The following is a 22,772-nucleotide window of genomic DNA, read 5'->3' on the forward strand; positions in this document are numbered from 1 at the left end:
AGGCACACCCTACGCGACCAGTCGCTACGCTATTACTTTGAATTCGTTCACGGAAAGGGCAGAACAGTCAGGTGGCAGCTTCTCAATCAAATCCGACTTGCCAATCGGATCCGATAAACTGGACGCTATATCGCTGAAAAAGCGTCACAAATCCATCAAGGTTGGCTATCCTAATCTGATTGACGATTCCCAACTTAGAATCCGAACCGGACTGCCCCAAGTTTTCCACATGCATCCAGCAAATTTGGGGTGCCTGTTGGGGGCTAGAGAAATTCGACCGTCCAAGGTTGTTATTTATTTCCAGATAAATAAACCAACCTTTGGCTTCCCGCTACCCCATCCCCCTGTCCGATCCCATCCGTATTCGACTGGACATAGCGCCAAATCTCACGGTATTGAGGGACTTTCCGACCAAACGCGTTCGAAAGCGTCCGCCCCCAGCCATAGGGGACTGGGTGTATGATTGGGGACTAACCGTCGACCGTGCCCATGGTGGTTCGCTGATTGGCTGCTTCCCAAACCTAAATGGCCGGCTTCGCCATCATCCACAGCGCCATCGCAATCATCATCAAGTTTTCGGTCAGCGAGACGAATCCCAGCGGCACGTTGCTGTCTCCGCCGACGCAGGCACACTTCAGCTCGCGCCGATCGATGTAGACCGCTTTGAAAACCGAAACGGCGCCAATCGTGCCGATGAACAGCGCCACCGGGATCGACAGCCAGTGGAGTGCGCCTGCCACCATCAGCACGCCCGCCAGCCCTTCGGCAAAGGGGTAGACCCGGCCATAGGGCACCCAGCGCCGGGCGAGCAGATCGTAATTCAGGAACATGGTCGCGAACTTCTCGACGTTCTGAAGCTTGAGCAGAGCCAGCACCACCATGGAAAAAGCCACGAACCATTCGGCCACGCGGATGCTGAGCACCGTGCCATCGACGGCAAAGCCTGCAGCCATCGCCATCAGCGCGGTCATCGCAAACAGCGCGATCACCGGGCGATAGGTCGTCGCAGCGGGATCAACAACCTTGAGTCCAAGGAACCGGCGCAGATCATCATATCCCCCGATCCGTTGCCCGCCGACGAAGGTCTGCGGCGTGGTGGCGACACCATGCTCGGCCTTGAAGACGTCGGTATCGGCGCGGGTGGTAAGATGGTTGTCGATCACCGCGTAGCCGCGGGATTCAAGCAGGTGCTTGGCCTTCAAACCGTAGGGGCAGATGTGATCGGGCATTACCATGCGATACAGCACGGCGGTGGCCGACCTAGAGCGGGTCATGAGCATTGCCGAATTCCTTTGATTCGCTTCCAATGCCGCCTGTATAAGTCCCGTACCGTAGTACGGAATCAAGTGGGTTTATGAAAATTGGTGATCTGGCCCGCGCCGGCGGGGTGAATGTCGAGACAATCCGCTACTACCAGCGGCGCGGGCTGCTGGCCGAACCGCCGCGCGGGGACGGGCCGCGGCGCTATGGCCTTGACGATCTTGAACGGCTCCGCTCGATCCGGGCCGCGCAGACCGCCGGGTTCACGCTCGACGAGATTGCCACGCTCCTTGCCCTGAACACCGATGATCGTTCCGCTGCGCATAGCCTTGCGCAAAGCCGTATCGCAGCGCTCGACGCCAAGATCGCCACCTTGCAGACCATGCGCGGCGCGCTGCTGCGACTGGCGGACGCGTGCGCGGCTGGCGAAACGGGGCCATGCCCGATCATCGCCGCCTTCAACCCCGACCAGGTGCAGCGGTGATTTCGCCCAAGCCATGAGGGATTTTTCGCACGCGTGCGTATGCAATGCGTCAGGAGAAATGTGATGGATATCGACGGCAATCTTGCGCAGCTCGCCGCTGCCCCGCTGCCCGATCTTTCGGCGATTGACGGCGGCGCGCTTGCCGTGCGGGCGCGGGCGGAGGTGCGTCATTCGCGCAGCACTCTGGCAGTGGCGATGGCGGCATCGCTGGGGATCGGGGTCGTTGGCGGAATGCAGGCTCCGGCGAAGGCCGAGGTGCCGCTTGCCGCTTTCGGCCCTTCGCTTGCTCTCGCACCGCTGATCGCGCTGGGGCAGGAATGACCGGCCGCCGCCTTGCTGTCGCCGCCGTTCTGGTGATTGCCCTTGCGCTTGTGGGCGTGTGGCTGGGGCGGATGGTTCAGCCGGCTGCGCATCACAGCGGCGCCGAGCTGCACGCGCTGATGCATGACGGGCTGGAACTCGACGACGCACAGGAACGCTCGCTCGCCGTGCTTGAGCGCGATTTTGCCGTGCGCCGCGAAGCGCTCGAAGCACGGCTGAGGGCCGACAACGCGCGGCTCGCCGAAGCGATTGCCGCCGAGCATCAGTATGGCCCACGTGTCTCGGCCGCGGTCGACGCCACCCACATGGCGATGGGCGACCTTCAGAAAGCGACGCTCGAACACATCTTCGCAATGCGCGCGATCCTGCGCCCCGATCAGCAGGCCAAGTTCGACGCGGCAGTCGCCAAGAGCCTTGCGCAACCGGGCAAGTGAACAGCGACAATCCGGACGCGGCGCTGGTGCGCGGGGCGCTGGCAGATGATGCGCAATCGGCACGCGCGCTGGTGGAGCGGCACCGGGAGGCGGTCTACCGCCTCGCCCGAAGCGCAACAGGCGATGCGGAGGAAGCGTTCGACATCACCCAAGAGGCCTTTGTCGCTGCCTTTGCCGCTCTGCACCGCTATGATCCGGCCCGGCCTTTCAGAGGATGGATCGCGGCCATCGCGCTCAACAAGTGCCGCGATCATGCGCGGCGGCGCGCGGTGCGGCGCTTTCTCGGGCTTCCACTGCCCGATAACGCCGCCGATTGGGTCGCGGACCATGCACCCTTGCCAGAGACTGTAGCCGCGGATCGGGCCGAGCTTGCTGCCACTGCCCGCGCGATCGCCGCGCTGCCGTCCAGCCTCAAGGACGTGCTGATCCTGCGCACGATCGAAGGCCTGTCGCAGGACGACACCGCGCAGACGCTTGGCATCAGTGCGAAGGCGGTCGAAACTCGGCTGTATCGCGCACGGCAAAAACTGACGGAGGCGATGAGGGATAAGCCGCGTTCCCGCGTATAGGAGACATGACCTCTCCCGTTCTTTCTCGCCGCCGCCTTCTGGCAGGTGCCGGAGCAGCTTCGGCCATTGCCGCGCTGCCTGCCTGGGCGCAGGGCCATTCGATGCACAAGATGCGCGGGGGCGCACCGATCCGGGTCGGCTTTGACGAGGTGAGCGGCGCGGTGATCGATCTTGCCGTAGACCACGGCCCGCGCGTGGTTCAGGGGCGCAAAGGGCACGGTGTTGCGGTCAACGGGAGTGTGCCCGGCCCGCTGGTGCGCATGAAGGAAGGGACCAATGTCCGCCTCAATGTGACCAACCGGCTGGCCGAAGACACCTCGATCCACTGGCACGGCTTGCTCGTACCGTTTCATATGGATGGCGTGCCGGGGATCAGCTTTCCCGGGATCAAGCCGGGGCAGACCTTCACCTATGAATTTCCGGTCAGACAGGCTGGGACTTACTGGTATCACAGCCATTCGGGCTTGCAGGAACAGCAGGGGCATTATGGCCCACTGATCATCGATCCGGCTGGCGACGAACCGGCCGAATATGATCGCGATTACATCCTGCTCCTGAGCGAGTTCACCGCGTTGCACCCGCACAAGATCATGGACCGGCTGCGCAAGGGTGAAGGCTATTTCAACTACCAGCAGACCAGCTGGGCGGATGATTACCCGCTGACGGCCGAGGACAGGCGGATGTGGGCGCAGATGCGCATGCCCGCGACCGACATCGCCGATGTCACAGGCTCCACCTACACCTACCTTGCCAATGGGCGCGGGCCGAAGGAGGGGCTGGAATACCTGTTCAACTCAGGTGAACGCGTCCGCCTGCGCGTCATCAACGGTTCGGCGATGACGTTCTTCAACCTGCGTATACCGGGCCTGCCGATGACGGTGATCGCCGCCGATGGCCAGAACGTGAAGCCGGTCGAGGTAGACGAATTGCAGATCGGCACGGCGGAGACATACGACCTTGTAATCGAGCCCCGCGCCGAGGCCTATACGATCGTTGCCGAAAGCATGGACCGTTCAGGTATGGCGCTTGCCACGCTCGCAAGCAGACCTGGCGCCCGCGCGCCGATCCCGCCGCCAAGGAAGCCCCCGCTACTCGACATGGGCGACATGGGGATGAACCACGGCGATATGGGTGGTAGTCACAGCATGGACGGCATGAAGATGCGCGACACGCTGCTCCTGCCCCCCGATGTGAAGACCGGGCCGGGGATCGACATGGTTTCCATGGCGCCGGTCGACAAGCTCGGCGATCCCGGCCTCGGCCTGCGCGATGTGGATCACCGCGTTCTGAATTACCGGATGCTGTCTGCGCTGGAGCCGAACCGCGACACCCGAACGCCTTCGCGGCTGCTCGAACTGCACCTGACCGGCAATATGGAACGCTACATGTGGTCCTTCGATGGCCAGATGTATTCCGCTGTCAGCGATGTGCCGGTCCGCTTTGCCTGGAACGAGCGGGTGCGGGTGAAGCTCGTGAACAACACGATGATGGCGCACCCCATTCACCTGCACGGGATGTTTTTCGAGCTGGTCAACGGCGAGGATGCCGCCCACCAGCCGCGCAAGAACGTGGTGATCGTCCAGCCCGGCGCGAGCGCGCAGTTCGATCTCACCTCCAATGAACCGGGCGACTGGGCGTTTCACTGCCACCTGCTTTACCACATGCACGGCGGAATGATGCAGACCGTGACGGTGATGGGGCAGGGGAGCGGGGCGTGAAGTTCGCATTGTCCTTGCTGGCGCTGACGGTTGCATTTCCGCTCGCCGCGCAAGACCCGCACGCCGGGCATGATATGGGCAGCATGAGCGAGCCGGAGAAATCGACCTCTCCCGGCCCGACTATGGAGACCCCGCCGCCTGCTGCCGCTGGCAGCGGCCCGCCGCGCGCTGCCGATGCGATCTGGGGTGCCGATGCCATGCAGGCCTCGCGCGAGGATCTGCGCCGCACCCATGGCGATTTCCCAGTCTTGTGGCTCCAGGGCGACCGGCTGGAAGCGCAGGTGCGCAAGGGTGAAGACGTCTACCTGTGGGACATTCAGGGCTATTACGGCGGCACTACCGAACGGTTGTGGTTCAAGTCCGAAGGCGAAGGCACATTCGGCGAAAATCCCGAAGATGCCGAGGTGCAGGCGCTTTATGCCAAGGCCTTCGCGCCGTTCTGGGATCTGCAGGCCGGCATACGCCAAGACATCGGCGGGCCGAACACCACCCATGCGGTGATCGGTGTGCAGGGCCTTGCGCCCTATCTGTTCGAGATCGACACCGCGCTGTTCCTCTCGCATCGCGGCGATGTGACCGCCCGCCTTGAAGCTGAGATCGACCAGCGCATCACGCAGCGCCTGATCCTCCAGCCGCGCATCGAGGCCAACCTTTCCGCGCAGGACATTCCCCAATTGGGCATCGGCGCGGGGCTTGACCAGATCGAGGTCGGCGCGCGGCTGCGTTACGAGATCAGGCGCGAATTTGCCCCCTATATCGGCATCGAACAATCCTGGCGCACCGGACGCAGCGCCAATCTCGCCCGCGCTCGGGGCGAAGACCCATCCGTCACCAGCTTTGTGGCTGGTATCCGTTTCTGGTTCTGATCAATACGAAGGACACTTTTTCCATGCGCATTTCCGCCCTCCTCGCTGCCTTCGCGCTTTCGACCCTCGCCCCCTCGGCGCTGCTGGCGCATGTCCAGCTGACTGCCTCGACGCCGTCAGCCGAAGCCACCGTCAAGGCACCGAAAATTATCACCCTGACCTTCAGTCAGCCGGTCGATCAGGCGAGCGCTGCCGCCAGCATTGTCATGACGGCCATGCCCGGGATGGCGAACCACGGCGAAATGCCGATCCGCAATTTCACCATGAGTTGGTCTGCCGATAACACAACCTTGACACTGACGCTCAAGAAGCCCCTGCCGACCGGGAGCTACGAAGTGCGCTGGCAGGCCGCTGCGGGCGATGGTCACGCGATGAACGGGACGGTCGGCTTCGAGGTAAGCTGACACCCGCCGCGGTTGCCCGATGCTGGTCTGCACTCGGCGAGCCGACAGAGCCCATGTGATGACGGCAACGGGCTCGGGACCAGGCTGGGTGGTTTTCGGCAAACGAGTTTAGGACAGCCGCCATTTCTGGCCCGAGCAGGGTAGTGACGGCCCCTCACCATCAACGAGGAGCCGATTGCTCACATTTTGGTGCTGGGAGCAACGCCCGAGCTGCGCGGCCGCGCTGACCTCCGCGCCAGTGCGGTGGGAGATCGTTGCGGTGGCGTTGCTGATGCTGTCACTCATCTGGGCGACCGCATCGGCCGGGCCGGACAAGAGCCAGAGCCCCCCGTCCTCGCCCCCGATCCATGCCACGGTCGCGAAGCTGCCGGGCAGGTCTGACGAAGGACTCTGCAAGCATGTCTACCGCATTCCTGCAAGCCTGTGTTCGGGGCTCTCGCAGGATGAGGACGACAAGCCGCATCCCGCTCGAAGCGGTCCCGGCCAGGGATGAAGAGCAAAAAACTAGAGCACGACAGGCCCGCGATGGCACCCTAGTCCCCCGCGAAATCCCCTGGTGTGCCTTGGTGCGGCGCCTCGTGCGTGGCCCAGTCGGCGCTGCCCGGCGGGGGGGCGGGCGAGCCTGCGGGGCCGGCCGGTTCGCTCGCCCCTCCACTCGCCTCGCCGGTGCGCAGGCGGTGGAGGTGGACCTTGGCGATCATGTTGGCCGAAATCGGTGCGGTGACGAACAGGAACACCGAGATCAGCAGCTCGTGCGTGGTCCACTCCCCCTCGCCGAGCTGGAACCAAACCACCGAGGCAACCAGCATCGCGCCCATTCCGAGCGTGGACGCCTTGGTGGGGCCGTGGAGCCGCTCCATCAGCGAGGGCAGGCGCACCAAGCCCCAGCTGCCGACCAGCGCAAAGCCCGCGCCGAGCACGATCAGCGCGGCGGCGAGCAGCTCGGCGAAGGACGCGGGGCCGCTCATTCGATGATGTCCCCGCGCAGCAGGAACTTGGCATAGGCGACGGTGCCGACAAAGCCCACCATCGCCAGCAGCAGCGCCGCCTCGAACGCGGTGCCGCTGCCGCCAGCGATCCCGGAGAGCACGATCAGGCCGATGGTGTTGATCACCATCGTGTCCAATGCGAGGATGCGGTCGGTCACGCCCGGCCCCTTGACGAGCCGCCACAGGTTCATCGCCAGCGCGAAGCCCAGCGCCGCAAAGCCGAAGGCGAGCGCCCCCTCGAGCACGCTCATCGTCATGGGAAAATCTCCTTCAGCCGCGCCTCGTAGCGCGCCTTGACCTTGGCGATCTCGGCGGCCGGATCGGGAGCGTGGAGGGCGTGGACGAGGAGGTATTCCCCACAGGCCGAGACGTCGGCCGAGACCGTGCCGGGCGTCAGGCTGATCGTGCCGGCAAAGACCGTGATCGCCTCGGGGCTGGAAAGTTCGAGCGGGACGGTCAACCATGCCGGGCGCAGGTCGCGGGTGGGCTTGAACAGGATGATCGCGGCGACCTGGAAGTTGGCGATCACGATGTCCCACAGCACCAGCGCCGCATAGCGACAAGCGGGCAGGAACCGCACCTTCGGGCGGCCCGGCCACCACGGCGCGGTGAACAGCGGCACCGCCACGCCGACCACCAGCGCGAGGAACAGCGTGCCGAAGGTGAGGTCGTTGACCATCACCATCCACATCATCACCAGCAGGGCGGAGAGGCCGGGGTGCGGGAGCAGGCGGCGGATCATCGCGGGCCCTCCGTCAGCACAGCCGCGGCGCTATCTGCGGGCGCGAGCACCTGCGCGGCGGCGGCATCGGCATAGGCGGTCGCGATCCCTGCGCCCGCCGACAGCACGGCAAGGCAAGCGAGCGCCAGCGCCGGGGCGACGAGATCGAGGCGGGTGTCGGGCGCGGGCGGGGCGTGGGAGCCCTCGGCCGTCTTCCAGAACACCGCGCTGCCCGCGCGCGCAAAGCCGATCACGCCGATGAAGGTCGTGCCGAGGATCACGCTCCACGCCCAGCCCCAGTTCGGCAGCGCCGCCACCGATTGCAGGATCAGGAGCTTGCCGATGAAGCCCGACAGCGGCGGCAGGCCGGTGGTGGCGATCGCGCCGGCCATGAACATCAGCGCTGCGACCCCGCGCCCAGCGAAGGCCGGGCCCGGGCTGGCGGCATCGCCGAAGCTCCCGCGCCGCCGCGCGGCGATGTCGGCGACGAGGAACAGCGCGGCGCCCGCAAGGGTCGAATGGACGAGGTAGTAGAGGCCTGCGCCAAGGCTCGCCCCGCTCCAGCCGGCGACCGCGATCAGCAGCGTGCCGGTCGATCCGATCACGGCATAGGCGGCCTGTTCGGCAAGGCTGCGCGCGGTGAGCACCCCTGCAAAGCCGACGCAGGCGCTCACCAGCGCGGCCGGAAGCAGCCACGGGGCCGGCGCCCAGGCGGCTGCTCCCGCGCCCTCGCCGAACACCTGCGGCACCACCCGGATCAACGAATAGACGCCGACCTTGGTCATGATCGCGAACAGCGCCGCGACCGCAGGCGTGGCAGCGGCATAGGTGCGCGGCAGCCACAGGTGGAGCGGCACGACCGCCGCCTTCAGGGCAAAGACGCTCGCCAGCAGCAGCGCCGCGATCCGCAGCAACCCCTGATCCTCGGGCGCGATGTCGCGCACGCGCAGGCCCATATCCGCCATGTTGAGCGTGCCGGTCAGCGCATAGAGCATGCCCAGCGCGATCAGGAACAGCGCCGAGCCGACGAGGTTCACCACCACATATTGCACGCCTGCCTTCAGCCGCGCAGGGCCCTGCCCGTGGAGCATCAGCCCGTAGGAGGCGATCAGCAGCACCTCGAAGAAGACGAACAGGTTGAAAAGGTCGCCGGTCAGGAAGGCGCCATTGAGGCCCATCAGCTGGAACTGGAACAGCGGGTGGAAGTGCCAGCCCTTGCGGTCGGCGCGGGTGACGACGGCGTGGGTGAGCACGATCAGCGCGAGCACCGCGGTCAGCACCAGCATCAGCGCCGCGAGCCGGTCGGCGACCAGCACGATCCCGAAAGGCGCGGGCCAGGCACCGAGCGCATAGGCGAGGATGGTGCCCCCACTCACCCGCTCCATCAGCAGCATTGCGACTGCAAGCTGGGCGAGACAGGCGAAAAAGGCGATGCCCACCGCCAGCGCCCGGCGGCGGCGCATCACCAGCAGCGCGAAGGGCGCGGCAAGCGCGGGGATCGCAACCGGCAGGATCGGGAGATGATCGGCGAGGCTCACGGCTCGGTGCCCTCCCCATCCGCCAGCCCGTCCGCCAGCCCGTCTTGGGCATCGCAGGGCACCCGGTCGCCATCGACATGGTCGCTGCCGGTCTCGAGGAAGCTTCTCAATGCAAGGATCACCACGAAGGCGGTCATGCCGAAGGTGATGACGATCGCGGTCAGCACCAGCGCCTGCGGCAGGGGGTCGGTGTATTCGCTGACGGCCTTGTCCCAGATCGGCGGGCGGTTCAGCACCAGCCGGCCGCTGGCGAACAGGAACAGGTTCACTGCATAGGAGATCAGCGTCAGCCCCAGCACCACCTGAAAGGTGCGCGCCCGCAGCGCCAGGAAGATCCCGCCTGCGACCAGCACGCCGATGGCGCTGGCGACGAGGAACTCGTAGCTCATGGCGCGCCCTCCGCTTCCTCGGCGGCGCGGGCGGCGCGGGTGGCAACGTGGCTCAGCTGCGCCAGCGCCAGCATTACCGCGCCGAGCACGGTCAGGAACACGCCGGTGTCGAACAGCATCGCGCTCGCCAGCTCGAACTTGCCGATCAGCGGCAGGCTGAAATAGTCGAACCAGCTGGTGAGGAACGGCGAGCCGAGCGCCATCGCGCCGAGCCCTGTTGCCATCGCCACCAGCACGCCCCAGCCGATGAGGTTGTGCTCGCCGAAGGGCTTCCTCGCATCCGACCAGTCGAAGCCGGCGGCGAGATATTGGACAAGGAAGGCAATCGCGACCACCAGCGCGGCAATGAAGCCACCGCCCGGCTGGTTGTGGCCGCGCAGGAACAGGTAGATTCCCACCGCCAGTGTCAGCGGCAGGATGATCCGGCTGGCGGCGACCAGCATCATCGGATGGCGCTCGGGCGAGTGCGGCATGTCCGCGCGCCACGCCCTCAGCCGCGCGCCTGATGCGCCTGTTCCTGCGGTTTCGAGCAGCGCGAAGATTCCCAGCCCCGCGATCCCAAGCACGATGATCTCGCCCAGCGTATCGTAAGCGCGGAAATCGACGAGGATGACGTTGACGACATTGGTCCCCCCGCCCCCCGGCTTGGCATTGGCCAAGTGGAAGGCGGCGATGCTCGGCCCCGGATCACGGGTCAGCATTGCCCAGGCGATCCCGCCCACCAGCACACCCCCGACGATCGCGATGGCGGCATCGCGGGTCTTGCGCATGCGGCTGGAAATCACGGGGGGCTTCTTGGGCAGCAGGTTCAGCGCCAGCAGCATCAGCAGCACCGTCACCGCCTCGACCGAAATCTGCGTCAGCGCGAGATCGGGGGCGGAGAGCACCGCGAAGGCGAGGCTTACGACAAGTCCGATGACGCTGACATAGACCAGCGCGCGCAGGCGGTTGTGCGATTCGAGCACGACCGCGAGGGTGGCCGCGATCAGCAGCGCCCAGGCGGCGACGGCGGGAAGGTTCGCCGGGAGGCCGGGGCGCGTGCCGGTCAGCACCCCGCCGCCGGTTAGCGCACCGTCGATCACCAGCAGGATCATAATCGCGAAGCTCGCCAGCAGCATGCGCTGGAGCGAGGGGGTATGGGTCGCGACCAGCGCCTTCCTCACCCGCGCGTCGGCAAGGCGGAGCGTGATTTCGAACATGCGCTTGGCATCGGGCAGCGAGGCGCGCTCCCACAGGGAAAGCAGGCCCGCGTGCCGCGACAGCAGCACCGCCCCGCCCGCGACCGCGAGCATGCTGAGGATCAGCGCAAGGTTGACCCCGTGCCACAGGCCCAGCTCCACTTCCGGCGGCGCGCTGCCAGTGACCGCGCCTGTGACCGCGCTGACCAGCGGCGCGGCGAGCAGCATCGGGACAAGGCCGAGCAGCACAGCGAGCGTGGTCAGCAGCGCAGGGGCGGCCCACATGGCGGGCGACGGGTCGTGGGCGCGGGCGAAAGGCCCGGCCTCGCGCGGGCGTCCGGCAAACAAATGCGCGGCAAAGCGCAGCGAATAGGCGACCGAGAATGTCGCGCCCAGCGTCGCCAGCACTGGCAGCAGCCACGGCAGGCCGGCCAGCGCCAGCTTGGGGGTCTGGTAGAGCATCAGCTCCTTGGAGATGAACCCGCCAAACGGCGGCAGCCCCGCCATCGACGCGGCGGCGAGGGTCGCGATCCCGGCAGTGACCGGCATCGCCTTGGCGAGCCCGCCCAAGCGGCGGATGTCGCGCGTGCCGGTTTCGTGCTCGACGATGCCCGCGCTCATGAACAGCGCGGCCTTGAAGGCTGCGTGGTTGAGGATGTGCAGCACCGCCGCCAGCGCCGCGGCCTCGAGGCTGAAGCCCAGCAGCATCACCAGCATGCCCAGTTGCGAGATGGTGGAGTAGGCAAGGATGCTCTTCAGATCATGCCGGAACAGCGCGACGGTCGCGCCGAGCAGCATGGTGACGAGTCCGACTGTGGTGACCGTCACCGTGTAAAGCTCGGTCCCCGCCAGCACCGGCCAGAGCCGCGCGAGCAGGAACACGCCCGCCTTCACCATCGTCGCCGAGTGGAGATAGACGCTCACCGGCGTGGGCGCGGCCATCGCGTGGGGGAGCCAGAAGTGGAACGGGAACTGCGCCGACTTGGTGAAACAGCCCAGCAGGATCAACCCCAGCATCAGCGGATAGAGCGGCGAGGCGCGCACCATGTCGCCCCGCGCGAGGATCGCCTGCAAGTCGAAGCTCCCGGCAATCAGGCCGAGCAGCACCATCCCGCCGATCAGCGCGAGGCCCCCGCCCCCCGTCACCGCCAACGCCATGCGCGCGCCCTGCCGGGCCTCGGCCTTGTGCTGCCAGAAGCCGATCAGCAGGAAGGAGGCGAGGCTGGTCAGCTCCCAGAACACCAGCAGCAGCAGCACATTGCCCGCGATCACGATGCCGAGCATCGCGCCCTGGAACAGCATCAGGCTGGCAAAGAAGCGCCCGGTGTCCTCGTTCTCGTAGAGGTAGCTGTGCGCGAAGATCACCACCAACAGGCCGATGCCGAGGATCAGCAGGCCGAACATCCAGCCCAGGGGATCGACCATCAGCGTGAGATCGAGGCCGAGCGACGGCACCCAATCCCACCGCACGAAGGGCACGTCTCCGCCGAGCGCGGGCGCAGCGAGGCTCGCCAGCAGCGCGAGGCCTGCCGCGCTCGCTCCGCCCGCGATCCCCGAATGCACCGCGCGCGGCGCGCCGTGCAGCTGCGCGATGGCGAGCGCCGCAGCAAAGGGCAGCAAGGCCAGCGTCAGAAGCGTCATGGCGATAGCCATAGGCGGCGTCTCGGATCCTTGCGCGCAACGGGGTTCAGGGCACAGGCGCACGCGGCGGCGCCTGCCTTAGGGCATAGCCGAGGGGTCTTTGACAACACAACCAAAACCGGACCCCTGTGGCCCGGGGGGTAAGGTCAATCCCCCTCGAACTCCATCAGCGAGGAAACGGTGATGCCCGCCTGACGCAGCCGCTCGGCCCCGCCGAGGTCGGGCAGATCGATCACGAACAGCGCGTGGCTCACCACCGCGCCGGCCTTGCGCAGCAGCTCGGCCGAGGCGAGCGCCGTGCCGCCGGTGGCGATCAGGTCGTCTACGATCACCACCTGCTGCCCGGGCAGGACCGCGCCCGGGTCCATCTCGAGCCGGTCGGTGCCGTATTCGAGCGCATAGTCGATGCCGATGGTGTCGATCGGCAGCTTGCCGGGCTTCCTCACCGGCACGAAGCCGAGGCCGAGTTGCACCGCCACCGCCGCGCCGAAGATGAAGCCGCGCGCCTCCATCCCCGCGACCTTCTGCGCCCCCGCAGCGCCAGCGGCCGCCGCGAGGTGGTGGACGCTCGCCGCCATGCCCTGATGGTGGCCGATCAGCGTGGTGATGTCGCGGAACTGGATGCCGGGTTGCGGAAAGTCCGGCACGGTGCGCACCAGCGCCTTCAATTCCGCGGGAGAGAGATGCGGCGTCGTCATATCAGCAAGGCCCCTTTCGGCCCCCTCAAAGCAGAGCGCCCCGCCATCCGCAAGGGATGACGGGGCGCCGCATGCTTTGCGCCTGAATGTAAGGCTTACTTCTTCTTCGGCTTCAAGCCGGCCCAGATCTGCTTGTAGCTGAGGAAGGCCAGCGTGGTCGCGAACAGCAGGAAGCCCAGCACGAACCACCCGGTCTGGCGCCGTTCGACGAGCGTGGGCTCGGCGGTCCAGGTCAGGAAGGCGGCGACGTCCTTCGACATCTGCGCCGTGGTGGCCTTGGTGCCGTCGGCATAGGTGACCTGATCATCGCTCAGCGGCGGGGGCATGGCGATGTTCACGTTGGGGAAGTGCTTGTTGAAGTAGAGGCCGTCGGGCGTTTCGAAGCCGACCTTGGCGGCCTTGGCGGGGTCAGCCTCGCCGTAACCCATCAGTAGGTCGTAGATGTAGTTCGACCCGTCATGACGCGCCTTGGCCATCAGCGAGAGATCCGGCGGGATCGCGTTGTTGTTCGCGGCCGCGGCGGCGATCGCGTTGGGGAAGGGCGAGGGGAAGTAGTCGGTCGGCTCGCCCGGACGCGTGGTCGCCTCGCCGGTTGCAGGATCGATGCCCGGAACCGTCCAGCTTGCAGCCTCGGCGTCGATCTCGGCTTCGGTGTAGCCCAGCTGCGCCAGGTCGCGGAAGGCGACGAACTTGAGGCTGTGGCACGCCTTGCAGACTTCCTTGTAGACCTGGTAGCCGCGCTGCAGCTCGGCCACGTCCCACTTGCCGAAGGCGCCGTCGAAGGCGAAGCCGCCCTCGGGGCCGTGGCCGTGCTCGTAGAAGGCGTAGGACGGCTGCTTTTCCGGCGCCGGGCCGAAGGCGTAATTGTAGACACCGGGCAGGAGCGACCAGAGCACCAGCACTGCGGTGATGGCGAGGCCGACGATGATGCCTCCGAGACGAATAGTCATGACCGAGCTCTTTCTCGTTATCGGTTCAGATTGCGTGAGCGCCGTGCCGGCCAATTACTCGGCCGGTTGCAGCGAGCCGTCGGTGGCGGTGCCGGGCAGGCCCTCGACAACGCTCCCAGGATCGATCGTGCCGCCGCCCGAGGTGCTGCCGGGCTTTGTCCCGCCGAGCACGGCTTCGGTGATGGAGAACGGCAGCGGCTTGGGCACTTCGATCTGGCTGATGATCGGCAGGATCACCAGGAAGTGAAGGAAGTAGTAAGCCGTGGCGATCTGGCTGAGGACCACGAAGGGCTCCTCGGCCGGGGCGCCGCCGCAGTAGAACAGCACCGCCATGGCCGGGATCAGGCCGAACCAGAAGAACTTGCGGAACAGCGGACGGTAGTGGCCCGAGCGCACCGGGCTCTTGTCGAGCCAGGGCAGGACGAACCACAGCAGGATCGAACCGAACATCGCGATCACGCCGAGCAGCTTCGCCGGGATCAGGGTGATGCCGGTGAAGGGGATGGTGAGATCGCCGGTGAAGGCGCGCAGGATCGCGTAGAACGGCCAGAAGTACCATTCGGGAACGATGTGTGCGGGCGTCGAGAGCGGGTTCGCCTCGATATAGTTGTCGGGGTGACCCAGCGCGTTGGGCAAGAAGAAGACCATCGCGGTGAACAGGATCAGGAACACGCCGAGGCCGAAGCCGTCCTTCGAGGTGTAGTAGGGGTGGAACGGCACGGTGTCCGATTCCTGCTTCACTTCCACGCCGGTCGGGTTCGACGAGCCCGGAATGTGCAGCGCCCAGATGTGCAGGATGACGACACCCGCGATCACGAAGGGCAGCAGGAAGTGCAGCGAGAAGAAGCGGTTCAGTGCGGCGTTGTCAGGGGCGAAGCCGCCGAGCAGCCAGATCTGCAGCGGCTCGCCCACCAGCGGGATCGCGCTGAACAGGCCGGTGATGACCTGCGCGCCCCAGAAGCTCATCTGGCCCCACGGCAGCACGTAGCCCATGAAGGCGGTCGCCATCATCAGCAGGAAGATCACCACGCCCAGCAGCCAGATCATCTCGCGCGGGGCCTTGTAGGACGAATAGAACAACCCGCGGAAGATGTGCAGGTAGATCACGATGAAGAAGAAGCTCGCCCCGTTGGCGTGGGCGTAGCGCAGCATCCAGCCGTAGTTCACGTCGCGCATGATGTGCTCGACCGTGGCGAAGGCGACGAGGCCGTTGGCCGCGTAATGCATCGCCAATACGACGCCGGTGACGATCTGCAGCATCAGGCAGAAGCCGGCGAGCACGCCGAAATTCCACATGTAGTTGAGGTTGCGCGGCACCGGATAACCGGCCCCGACCGCGTTGTAGACGAGGCGCGGCAGCGGCAGCTTCTCGTCAAGCCACTTGGTGAAAGCGGACTGCGGTTCGTATTGCTTGGCCCAGGCGAAACTCATGGCGTTCTCTCGGCTTGATCGGGTGAAAGGTCAGGCGATTATTGTGTCGGGTCAGATACGCAAGATCACCCGACCCGGATGACGGTGTCGGACGTGAACTCGTATTCGGGCACCTTGAGGTTGAGCGGCGCGGGGCCCTTGCGGATGCGGCCGGCGACATCGTAGTGCGAACCGTGGCAGGGGCAGAAATAGCCGCCGAATTCACCCTTGTTCTCGCCTTCGGCCGCGCCCAGCGGCACGCAGCCGAGGTGGGTGCACACGCCCATGGTCACCAGCACGTCCTCGTGCCCGGCCTTGGTGCGGTCGGCAAGCTTGGCGGGATCGCGCATGTCGGCCCCGTCGTCCTTCTTGGCGGCGGCGATTTCCTCGGCCGTGAGCCGCTTGACGAACAGCGGCTGCTTGCGGAAGGTCGCCTTGATGCTCTGGCCCGGCTGGATCGCGCTGACATCGACCTCGGTGGTGCTCGCGGCGAGCACGTCGGCCGAGGGCGCCATCTGCGAGATCAGCGGGAACAGGACCGAAGCCCCGCCCACGCCCGCAGTGCCGAGCGCGGCGATGTGGATCCAGTCGCGGCGGCGCACGCCTTCATCGGCGGCGGAGACTTCGGTGGTAGCGGCCGTGTCAGTAGCCATTTCGTCTTACCCTGCTCGTTTTGCCGCGCCGGAATGAGCCTGCGCGGCGTGGTTTCGCATTGCGGGGCGCGAAAGCCCCTGAGCCTATCCGTCGATTGGTCCCTGCCTCAGCGCCGAGTGCCCCTTGCGGCGAACCCGGCCTGAAACTTGGGCGGGGCAATTAACGGCAATCCTGCGAGATTCCAACCGTGTTTTAGTCAAGCCGCGTTCGCGCTCGTGCAAGGTTGCCTCAGGGCAGCGCGATCATGCTGATCTGCCGACCATAATTCGCCTCGCCCGCTTGCGTGGAGCGTCTGTGTGAATGGTAACGCGCGACATGTGAGAATGTATCCCGGCCAATATCCGCAATTTTCCCGATATCCGCGTCGGCAAGCCGCGCGGTGATGAAACCGGGCAGGTCGAAGTGCCAGCGCGCCGCGCGCTCGCGCTCGGGGGCTGGGGCGAAGAAACGCTCGGCGGAGGCCGGGAAGCGCTCGCGGAACGGGGCGTCGACCTCATAGCTGGCTTGCGCGATCGTCGGCCCGAGCACCGCGGCGATGTTGGCTCGGGTAGCCCCCAGCACCTCCATCGCGGCGATGGTGTTTTCGAGCACGCCCTCGACTGCCCCGCGCCACCCCGCATGGGCCGCGCCGACGACGCCCGCTTGCCGGTCGGCAAAGAGGATCGGCCCGCAGTCGGCGGTGACGATCCCGAGCACGATCCCCGGCGTGGCGGTCACGACCGCATCGGCGACCGGGCGGCCCCCGGCGGAGTCATCCCAGGCCACGGTCACCGTCACGACATCGGGCGAATGCACCTGATGCGGCGCGGCGAGGATGCCGCCCGGAAGGATCGCCTCGGCCGCGGCCTGCCGAAGCTTGCGCACCTCCTCGCCCTCGCCCGGCCCGCCGAAGCCGAACTGATGGGCGCCGCCCCTGCTGCCGAAGAAGCCGTGCGGCACGCCTTCGAGAATCGCGTCGCATTCGATCTGGAAGTCCACGCGCCTCAGCCTTCCAGCGAGCGGCTGACCTGCTCGAAGGTGTCGCGCGAGAGGTTGCCGGCGGCGAGAATGCGCTCCAGTTCCGCCTTCATCAGCGCTGCCCGCCCCGGCTCGATCCGCCGCCACCGCCCGAGCGAAGGCACGAACCGCGCCGCGGTCTGCGGGTTGATCGGGTCGAGCGCGAGGATCACGTCGGCGACCATCCGGTAACCCTCACCATCCGCCTTGTGGAAGCCCTTGGGATTGCCCGCAAAGGCCATGTGCAGCGAGCGCACGCGGTTGGGGTTCTTCATGGTGAAATCGGGGTGCTCGGCCAAGGCACGGACATGCGCGATCACCTCGGGGTGGAGCGACAGCGCCTGCAAGGTGAACCATTTGTCGACCACCAGCGCGTTGTCCTTGTAGCGCGCATAGAACGCCGCCAGCTTTTCGGCGCGGGCTTGCGTGTCGAGCCCGCACAAGACCATCAGCGCGCCCTGCCGGTCGGTCATGTTGTCGGCGGCATCATACTGCTGCGCTGCCAGTTCCGCCGCGAGTGCGGGGTCGGCGGCGGCGATCAGGCCGAGCGCGGAGGTCTTGACCTTGCGCGCCCCGCGCCCCGTTGGATCGCCCAGTGCCACGCCCGAGGCCCGCGCGTGCAGCGCCGCCAGCTCGCCCGCGAGCGCGGTGCCGATGGCGGCCTTCAGCCCCTCGCGGGCCGTGTGGATCGCGCCGGGATCGGCCTTGCGTGCCCCCGTGGCCATCGCCTCGAACAGGTAGGTCTCCGAGGGGAGCACCAGCAATTCGCCGCGCATCGCGTCTTCCAGCGCGTTGTCGGCGAGGCTCGAGCGGAAGGCACCGATGATCGCCGCCTCGCCCGCCTGCCTCTCGTCCGCCGACAGCGCGCCGCTGGCGGTGCCGACGAGGTGGCTGACGGCAAGCTCCTGCAAGGCTTCCGAACGGGCGAAAGGGTCATCGTCATGCGCGGCGAGGAACACGAGGTCTTCGCGCTCCAGCTGACGTTCGATCACGACGGGCGCGGTGAAGCCGCGGTTGATCGAGACGACCGGATCGCCGCCGGCAAGCGGCAGGTCGAAGGTCTGTTCCTCGTCCTCCAGCACCACCAGCCGCTCCGCCCCGAGCGCACCCGAGCGGGCATGCACCGCGAGCTTGAGCGGGATCGGCATGGGCAGCTTGTCGGGCTGGCCGGGCGTGACCGGGACGGTCTGGCTGAGCGTCAGCTTCAGGGTGTCGCCCTCGACTGCCTGCGAGACAGTGACGCGCGGGGTGCCCGCCTGGGAATACCAGCGGCGGAATTGCGTGAGGTCGATCCCCGCGCCGTCCTCGATCGCCTTGACGAAATCCTCGCAGGTCGCCGCCTCGCCGTCGTGGCGGTCGAAATAGAGGTCGGTGCCCGCTCGGAACCGCGCCTCGCCCACCATCGAGCGCATCATGCGGATCACTTCTGCGCCCTTGTTGTAGACGGTCGCTGTGTAGAAATTGCTGATCTCGCGGTAGGAATCCGGCCGGATCGGGTGCGCCAAGGGCCCTGCATCCTCCGGGAACTGCGCGGCGCGCAGGATGCGCACATCCTCGATCCGCTTGACCGCCTCCCCGCGCATGTCCTGGCTGAACAGCTGGTCGCGCAGCACGGTGAAGCCCTCTTTGAGGCTGAGCTGGAACCAGTCGCGGCAGGTCACGCGGTTGCCCGACCAGTTGTGGAAATATTCGTGCGCGATCACGCCTTCGACCGCGTCGAAATCGGCGTCGGTCGCGGTATCGGGGTCGGCCAGCACGTATTTGGTGTTGAAGACGTTGAGCCCCTTGTTCTCCATCGCCCCCATATTGAAATCGCTCACGGCGACGATGTTGTAGAGGTCGAGGTCATATTCGCGCCCGAACACCTCCTCGTCCCACTTCATCGAGCGGTGGAGCGATTCCAGCGCGTGGTCGGTACGCTCGAGGTCTTCCTTGCGCACCCAGACATTGCACTCGACCACGCGGCCCGTGGCCGTGGTGAAGGGTTTGCTGTTCGCCACCAGATCGCCCGCCACCAGCGCGAAGAGGTAGGAGGGCTTGGGCCAGGGATCGTGCCATTCGGCCCAGTGGGTGCCATCCCCATTGTCGCCTTCGGCAACGCGGTTGCCGTTGCACAGCAGGATCGGGAAGGCGGCTTTGTCCCCTTCCATCCGCACTGCGTAGGTCGAGAGCACATCGGGCCGGTCGGGGAAGAAGGTGATGCGGCGGAAGCCCTCCGATTCGCACTGGGTGCAGAGCATGCCGTTCGAGGCGTAGAGGCCCATCAGCTGAGTGTTGGCGCTGGGGTCGATGGTGGTGACGATGGTCACCTCGTGCTTTGCGCCCGGAAGGGTGACGACGAGGTCGGGCCCATCCATCCGCCATTCGGCCAGCGCGCCATCAACGGTGACGCTTGTCGCCTTCAGGCTGTCGCCATTGAGGCGCAGTTCGGGCGAGGCATCGGCGGCAGGGTTGCGTTCGACTGCGAGAGTCGCGGTGACGGTGGTCTTGTCGAGAGCGAGCCGGAAGTCGAGCGCGGTGGTCGGCACGATCCACGGATAGGGCGTGTAATCCTCGCGCCGGATCACCGGCGGCTCGTGCGGGGTGGGCGCGGCATCCGCGATTTCGGGGTTGCCGTCGGGGGTGGTGGGGGTGGTTGCGATATCCATGCCGCCCGATTTAGGTTGTATTGCGCGCGGGGCCAATGATTAGGTTGCAGCCATGGGACAATTGCTGATCTTCGGCCTCGGCTACACCGCGACCCGCATCGCCGTCGCCATGCACGCAGCTGGGTGGCAAGTGCGCGCGACCGGGAGCACCGGCGACATCGCCTTTGCCGACCGCGACGCGGTGCTGGCGGCGATTGCCGAGGCGAGCCACATCCTCTCCTCCGTCCCGCCCGAGCGGGCGGGCGGCGATCCGGTGCTGGAGGCCTATGGCGAGGCGATAGGCGCCAAGGCGTTGTTCTACCTCTCCTCGACCGGCGTCTATGGCGACCGCGCAGGGGCCTGGGTGGACGAGGCCACACCGACCATCGCGGAAAGCGGTGAGGGCCGCAGAAATGCACGGGCAGAGGCCGATCTTGCTTGGCTGGGCATGGGCGCAAGGGTGTTCCGGCTGCCGGGCATCTACGGACCGGGGCGCTCGGCGCTCGACCGGGTCAAGGAGGGCAAGGCGCGGCGCATCGACTTGCCGGATCAGGTGTTCAGCCGCGTCCATGTCGATGATATCGCCAGCGGGGTGGTCGCCGCGCTCATGCAGGATGCGCCCTCGGGGGCCTACAACCTCGGCGATGATCTCCCGTGCAGCGGCAATGAAGTGACCGAACACGCCAGCCGCTTGGCTTGCTTGCCGCTACCGCCGCTCGAGACGCTGGAGGAGGCAAACCTCTCCGAGATGGCGCGCGGCTTCTACATGGAGAACAGGCGGGTAGCGAACGGCAAGGCCAAGCGCGTGCTGGGGTGGGCGCCGCGGTTTCCGACTTACATTGAGGGGCTCGCGAGCCTTCTCTGAGACACGCTGGAACGGTTCGCAGGACCGCAAGGGCGACCGCCCGCCCGCACGCCGGAGGGCGCGCGGCAAACCTAACGCCGCAGCGCGCCCGACTGCTGCACCTGCACAGCCTTCACCCGCCGCGCCTTGAGCGCCAGCCCCATGCCCAGCAGCGCCAGCGCCATTCCCCCCGTCGAGAGCGCGTCCCACACGAAGCCCTCGAACAGGGTCGACAGCAGCATCGCCACGCACACCGTCACGATGCCGTTATAGGCGGTCCTACCCGCCCCGATCTCGCGCACCAGATTGTAGTGCAGCGGGAAGGTCACCACCGAGCCGATGATCGCGAGATAGGCCGTGCCCGCCCAGAACTGCCATGCAGCGGGGATCACCGGCGGGCCTTCGGTAGCGAAGGCATAGGCAAGATCGAAGCCCGTTCCGTACAGCATCGCCCAGGCGAGCAGGCTCACCATCGGCACCCCGCGGCCGGTCGGATTGGCCTGCACCACATTGGCGATCGAGGCGGCGAGCATCCCGCCCACCGCCAGCGCGATGCCGAGGCCGACATTACCGCCAAGTGGAGCAGCGTTCCATTCGTGGACCAGCAGCATCGCCACCCCGGCGATGGCGACAAGGCTCCCGCCGATGAAGCCGCCCTGCACCTTCTCGCCGATGAACACTCGCGCAAACAGCGCATTGGGCACCATCAGCAGCGCGAACATCACCGCGACAATGCCGGAGGTGATGTGCTGTTCGGAATGATAGACGAACAGGAAATTGCCGCTGAATTGCGCGATCCCGACGCCGAGCGCCAAGAGATGCTCGGGCCGGTTCAGCCGCAGCCGGTTGCCCATCGCCACTGCCAGCGCGAACAGCGCAGGCGTCGCCAGCATGAAGCGGTAAAATACGCCCCATGCGGCGGGCACGTCGGAAATCTGTCCGGTGATGACGAACCAGGTCGAACCCCAGATCGTCCCGGTCAGCATGAAGGGGACGAGCACGCGGGGGCTGAGCATGGTGGGCGCGTCAGGCGAGCTCACAGCGCGGCGATTGCCTTGCCGAGCGCGGCGGCATCCTCGGGGCGGGTGTTCCAGGCGGTGACGAAGCGCGCCGAATCCGCGCCCCAGTCGTAGAAGGCGAAGTCCTGCGCCCGCAGCGCGGCGCGCTCCGCCTCGGTCAGGCGCACGAACAGCTCGTTCGCCTCGACCGGGTGGAGCAAGCGGTCGGCACAACCTGCGGCGACTTCCTGCGCTGCCGCGTTGGCGTGCGCGGCATTGGCGAGCCACAGGTCATCCTCGAGCATGGCGAGGATCTGCGCGGCGAGGTAGCGCCCCTTGCATTGCAGGTGCCCGGCGCGCTTGCGGCGGTAGCGCACCTGCATCGCGGCCTCGGGGTCGAACAGCACCACCGCCTCCGCCCCCATCCCGCCGTTCTTGATGAAACCGAAGGCGAGGCTGTCGACCGGGCCGCTCGCCGCCCGCGCTGCCCCTGCCGCCGCGCCGCCGAGGAAGGCCGCGGCATTGGCAAAGCGCGCCCCGTCCATGTGAAGGCCGAGGCGACGCTCCTTGGCGAAAGCGCCCAGCGCGGCCAGTTCGGCGGGCGTATAGGCACGGCCATATTCGCTCGCCTGCGTGATGGCGATGGCGTGGGGCTGCACCTGATGCACGTCATTGCGGATCGGGTCGATCAGCGCGGCGATGTCCTCCGGGGTGAGCTTCGCGCCCTCGCCTTCCGCCAGCATCAGCTTGGCGCCGTGGAGGAAGAAGCCGGGGGCGCCGCCCTCGTCCACCTCGATATGCGCCTCGCGGTGGCACACCACCCCGCCGTGGGGCTGGACCATCGTGCCCAGCGCAAGGCAGTTCGCCGCCGTCCCCGTCGCCACCCACAGCGCGGCGCACTCGCGCCCGAACAAGGCGGTGAAGCGGGCGTCGAGCTGGGCCGAGAGCGTGTCCCCATCGTACGGGTTGTCCGGTCTGTCGGCGCTGCGCATCGCCTCCCACAGCGCGGGGTGGACGGCGGCGGCATTGTCGGACAGGAAGGGCTTGGCGAGGCTCATCGGCCACGCCATTACCCGCACATTC

At 66.7% G+C, this 22,772-nt stretch carries 25 protein-coding genes; 10 read left to right on the top strand and 15 right to left on the bottom strand.

All coding sequences use genetic code 11. The features are described 5' to 3' along the window. Window positions 1–463: hypothetical protein (locus tag NBV68_RS00005; protein ID WP_296306235.1), on the top strand; the 463-nt coding region annotated here is incomplete at its 5' end. A 58-nt stretch (window positions 464–521) separates the two neighbouring features. Here NBV68_RS00005 and NBV68_RS00010 read toward each other — a convergent pair. Then, window positions 522–1,274: a MauE/DoxX family redox-associated membrane protein gene (locus NBV68_RS00010; RefSeq protein WP_296306325.1), complete on the bottom strand. Its 753-nt coding sequence runs from the start codon at window positions 1,272–1,274 to the stop codon at window positions 522–524. A gap of 80 nt (window positions 1,275–1,354) precedes the next feature. On the opposite strand from NBV68_RS00010, the gene NBV68_RS00015 reads away from it, so the two are divergent. From NBV68_RS00015 to NBV68_RS00050, 8 genes are all read left to right on the top strand, one after another. After that, window positions 1,355–1,744: a MerR family transcriptional regulator gene (locus tag NBV68_RS00015; RefSeq protein ID WP_296306236.1), complete on the top strand. Its 390-nt coding sequence runs from the start codon at window positions 1,355–1,357 to the stop codon at window positions 1,742–1,744. Window positions 1,745–1,807: 63 nt separating this feature from the next. Further along, window positions 1,808–2,065 (top strand): hypothetical protein, encoded by a 258-nt coding sequence (locus NBV68_RS00020; protein WP_296306238.1) that lies wholly within the window; start codon window positions 1,808–1,810, stop codon window positions 2,063–2,065. After that, a complete protein-coding gene (locus NBV68_RS00025) occupies window positions 2,062–2,499 on the top strand; it encodes a periplasmic heavy metal sensor (RefSeq protein ID WP_296306239.1) in 438 nt (145 codons plus the stop codon). The genes NBV68_RS00020 and NBV68_RS00025 overlap by 4 nt, the downstream gene beginning before the upstream one ends. A 26-nt stretch (window positions 2,500–2,525) precedes the next feature. Next, window positions 2,526–3,068, top strand: coding sequence for an RNA polymerase sigma factor (locus NBV68_RS00030; RefSeq protein WP_296306240.1), 543 nt, complete (start codon window positions 2,526–2,528; stop codon window positions 3,066–3,068). A 5-nt stretch (window positions 3,069–3,073) separates the two neighbouring features. Beyond that, window positions 3,074–4,786 carry a copper resistance system multicopper oxidase gene (locus tag NBV68_RS00035; RefSeq protein WP_296306241.1) on the top strand — a complete coding sequence of 571 codons (1,713 nt, stop codon included), beginning with the start codon at window positions 3,074–3,076 and terminating at the stop codon, window positions 4,784–4,786. Continuing rightward, window positions 4,783–5,652 carry a copper resistance protein B gene (locus NBV68_RS00040; protein ID WP_296306243.1) on the top strand — a complete coding sequence of 290 codons (870 nt, stop codon included), beginning with the start codon at window positions 4,783–4,785 and terminating at the stop codon, window positions 5,650–5,652. Before NBV68_RS00035 ends, NBV68_RS00040 begins: the two co-directional genes overlap by 4 nt. 23 nt (window positions 5,653–5,675) lie before the next feature. Beyond that, window positions 5,676–6,056, top strand: a complete 381-nt coding sequence (locus tag NBV68_RS00045; RefSeq protein ID WP_296306245.1) for a copper resistance protein CopC — start codon at window positions 5,676–5,678, stop codon at window positions 6,054–6,056. A 271-nt stretch (window positions 6,057–6,327) separates the two neighbouring features. Beyond that, window positions 6,328–6,549: a hypothetical protein gene (locus NBV68_RS00050; RefSeq protein WP_296306246.1), complete on the top strand. Its 222-nt coding sequence runs from the start codon at window positions 6,328–6,330 to the stop codon at window positions 6,547–6,549. 40 nt (window positions 6,550–6,589) lie between these two features. On the opposite strand, the gene NBV68_RS00055 is transcribed toward NBV68_RS00050, so the two are convergent. The 12 genes from NBV68_RS00055 to pepN form a co-directional block, all read right to left on the bottom strand. Beyond that, window positions 6,590–7,024, bottom strand: a complete 435-nt coding sequence (locus NBV68_RS00055) for a Na+/H+ antiporter subunit G (RefSeq protein ID WP_296306247.1) — start codon at window positions 7,022–7,024, stop codon at window positions 6,590–6,592. After that, window positions 7,021–7,302 (bottom strand): K+/H+ antiporter subunit F, encoded by a 282-nt coding sequence (locus NBV68_RS00060; RefSeq protein ID WP_296306248.1) that lies wholly within the window; start codon window positions 7,300–7,302, stop codon window positions 7,021–7,023. The genes NBV68_RS00055 and NBV68_RS00060 overlap by 4 nt, the downstream gene beginning before the upstream one ends. After that, a complete protein-coding gene (locus NBV68_RS00065) occupies window positions 7,299–7,787 on the bottom strand; it encodes a Na+/H+ antiporter subunit E (protein WP_296306250.1) in 489 nt (162 codons plus the stop codon). Before NBV68_RS00065 ends, NBV68_RS00060 begins: the two co-directional genes overlap by 4 nt. After that, on the bottom strand, window positions 7,784–9,304 hold the full coding sequence (locus NBV68_RS00070; RefSeq protein WP_296306251.1) for a monovalent cation/H+ antiporter subunit D: 1,521 nt from the start codon (window positions 9,302–9,304) through the stop codon (window positions 7,784–7,786). The genes NBV68_RS00065 and NBV68_RS00070 overlap by 4 nt, the downstream gene beginning before the upstream one ends. Further along, window positions 9,301–9,693: a Na+/H+ antiporter subunit C gene (locus tag NBV68_RS00075; protein WP_296306253.1), complete on the bottom strand. Its 393-nt coding sequence runs from the start codon at window positions 9,691–9,693 to the stop codon at window positions 9,301–9,303. The genes NBV68_RS00070 and NBV68_RS00075 overlap by 4 nt, the downstream gene beginning before the upstream one ends. Next, window positions 9,690–12,524 (bottom strand): monovalent cation/H+ antiporter subunit A, encoded by a 2,835-nt coding sequence (locus NBV68_RS00080; protein WP_296306254.1) that lies wholly within the window; start codon window positions 12,522–12,524, stop codon window positions 9,690–9,692. The genes NBV68_RS00075 and NBV68_RS00080 overlap by 4 nt, the downstream gene beginning before the upstream one ends. A 134-nt stretch (window positions 12,525–12,658) precedes the next feature. Further along, window positions 12,659–13,210 carry an adenine phosphoribosyltransferase gene (locus tag NBV68_RS00085; protein ID WP_296306255.1) on the bottom strand — a complete coding sequence of 184 codons (552 nt, stop codon included), beginning with the start codon at window positions 13,208–13,210 and terminating at the stop codon, window positions 12,659–12,661. A gap of 95 nt (window positions 13,211–13,305) precedes the next feature. After that, the gene (locus NBV68_RS00090; protein ID WP_296306257.1) at window positions 13,306–14,160 is read right to left on the bottom strand and encodes a cytochrome c1; all 855 of its coding nucleotides are present in this window, start codon (window positions 14,158–14,160) and stop codon (window positions 13,306–13,308) included. Between the two features lie 54 nt (window positions 14,161–14,214). Beyond that, window positions 14,215–15,591 (bottom strand): cytochrome b/b6, encoded by a 1,377-nt coding sequence (locus tag NBV68_RS00095; protein ID WP_296306258.1) that lies wholly within the window; start codon window positions 15,589–15,591, stop codon window positions 14,215–14,217. A gap of 65 nt (window positions 15,592–15,656) precedes the next feature. After that, window positions 15,657–16,223, bottom strand: coding sequence for a ubiquinol-cytochrome c reductase iron-sulfur subunit (gene petA, locus NBV68_RS00100; protein ID WP_296306260.1), 567 nt, complete (start codon window positions 16,221–16,223; stop codon window positions 15,657–15,659). 229 nt (window positions 16,224–16,452) lie between these two features. After that, window positions 16,453–17,202 (bottom strand): peptidoglycan editing factor PgeF, encoded by a 750-nt coding sequence (pgeF, locus tag NBV68_RS00105; RefSeq protein WP_296306262.1) that lies wholly within the window; start codon window positions 17,200–17,202, stop codon window positions 16,453–16,455. A gap of 5 nt (window positions 17,203–17,207) precedes the next feature. Further along, a complete protein-coding gene (pepN, locus tag NBV68_RS00110; RefSeq protein WP_296306263.1) occupies window positions 17,208–19,868 on the bottom strand; it encodes an aminopeptidase N in 2,661 nt (886 codons plus the stop codon). A gap of 52 nt (window positions 19,869–19,920) precedes the next feature. Here pepN and NBV68_RS00115 point away from each other — a divergent pair, with 52 nt between their 5' ends. Then, window positions 19,921–20,712, top strand: coding sequence for an SDR family NAD(P)-dependent oxidoreductase (locus tag NBV68_RS00115; protein ID WP_296306264.1), 792 nt, complete (start codon window positions 19,921–19,923; stop codon window positions 20,710–20,712). A gap of 71 nt (window positions 20,713–20,783) precedes the next feature. Here NBV68_RS00115 and NBV68_RS00120 read toward each other — a convergent pair whose 3' ends face one another. Together NBV68_RS00120 and NBV68_RS00125 are read right to left on the bottom strand one after the other, a co-directional pair. Continuing rightward, window positions 20,784–21,707, bottom strand: coding sequence for a DMT family transporter (locus NBV68_RS00120; RefSeq protein WP_296306326.1), 924 nt, complete (start codon window positions 21,705–21,707; stop codon window positions 20,784–20,786). 20 nt (window positions 21,708–21,727) lie between these two features. Continuing rightward, on the bottom strand, window positions 21,728–22,747 hold the full coding sequence (locus NBV68_RS00125; RefSeq protein ID WP_296306327.1) for a beta-eliminating lyase-related protein: 1,020 nt from the start codon (window positions 22,745–22,747) through the stop codon (window positions 21,728–21,730). Window positions 22,748–22,772: the final 25 nt, after the last annotated feature.

Source organism: Erythrobacter sp. (assembly GCF_023653175.1).
Taxonomy (GTDB): domain Bacteria; phylum Pseudomonadota; class Alphaproteobacteria; order Sphingomonadales; family Sphingomonadaceae; genus Erythrobacter.